This is a genomic window from Helicobacter sp. 11S03491-1 (assembly GCF_002272835.1).
GTDB lineage: Bacteria > Campylobacterota > Campylobacteria > Campylobacterales > Helicobacteraceae > Helicobacter_J.
This window is the reverse complement of sequence record NZ_MLAO01000026.1, coordinates 1-904: the sequence shown is the minus strand read 5'-3', so window position 1 is coordinate 904 and position 904 is coordinate 1. Positions and strand designations below refer to the sequence as shown.

Genomic DNA, 904 nt, shown 5'->3' with positions numbered 1-904 from the left:
TTTAGAAAAATGCTAGCACAAATTTAAAAGATTTCATACGCGAATCGGGTATTTTAATTTTTGGGATAGGAACAATACATATATTGATTTAACTTATTTTTATTAATTTATTGCATTAAATTTATTTATAATTATTAGATATATATATTTATTATAATCCAATATAGCTATTATAAATAAATATAATTATTGAAAATAAATTGACTTAAATATGAATATTTTATTTATAAAATATTTTTTAAGAACAAAAAGGAGGATTGCAAGTCAGGATAGCTACTGAGGATTTTAAATTGATACGATCGCAAGTAAAAAATTAAAAATTAATCAAAGCCGGAAATTACTCCGGCTTTGATTAATAATAAGCAATCATTAGATTTAAGTCTAAAGCCCATTTTTCAACTTTGCTTATTCAATTCTTCATTCTTTTGAAGAAATTGCTTGCCTTCTTGAAAATTTGTTGGTATAACCTTATTGAGTGCTTGAAGTTCTTCTTGAACTTTTAGCGCCTTATTGATTTCTGAGAGTTTATACCCTGTGTCTTTTTCCGGCTTTTTCTCTTGAGGTGAAGAACAAGCTATAAAGATACAACTTATAACACAAACCACGATTAATTGACATATTTTTTTCGGACTTTTTATATTCAGTCTTGATTATTTTGTTTTTTTAATGCCGCGGCGATTTTTTTATCTGTTTTGTATCCGGAGAGCGCATACACTGCCCAAATAGAAGCGGGTATCCAACCAATAAAAGTGATTTGAAGCATGAGACAAATCACTCCTGATATAGGCTTACCTATAGTAAAAAACGATAGCCAAGGTAATATTAATGCCAGAATTAATCTCATATGAACTCCTTAATTTTTATTTATATTTTAAAACCGATAAGCATAATTGAGTGTGAGGTA

At 27.8% G+C, this 904-nt stretch carries 2 protein-coding genes; both read right to left on the bottom strand.

Annotated elements, in window-relative coordinates; all coding sequences use genetic code 11:
• Nucleotides 1-395: 395 nt before the first annotated feature.
• On the bottom strand, nt 396-605 hold the full coding sequence (locus BKH45_RS08665; protein ID WP_095275079.1) for a hypothetical protein: 210 nt from the start codon (nt 603-605) through the stop codon (nt 396-398).
• Nucleotides 606-640: 35 nt separating this feature from the next.
• Nucleotides 641-844: a YqaE/Pmp3 family membrane protein gene (locus BKH45_RS08660; RefSeq protein ID WP_095275078.1), complete on the bottom strand. Its 204-nt coding sequence runs from the start codon at nt 842-844 to the stop codon at nt 641-643.
• Between the last annotated feature and the right edge of the window lie 60 nt (nt 845-904).

Bases quoted from the DNA above. Each gene is read 5' to 3' on its own strand.
- BKH45_RS08660 (WP_095275078.1), bottom strand. From the start codon at position 844: ATGAGATTAATTCTGGCATTAATATTACCTTGGCTATCGTTTTTTACT.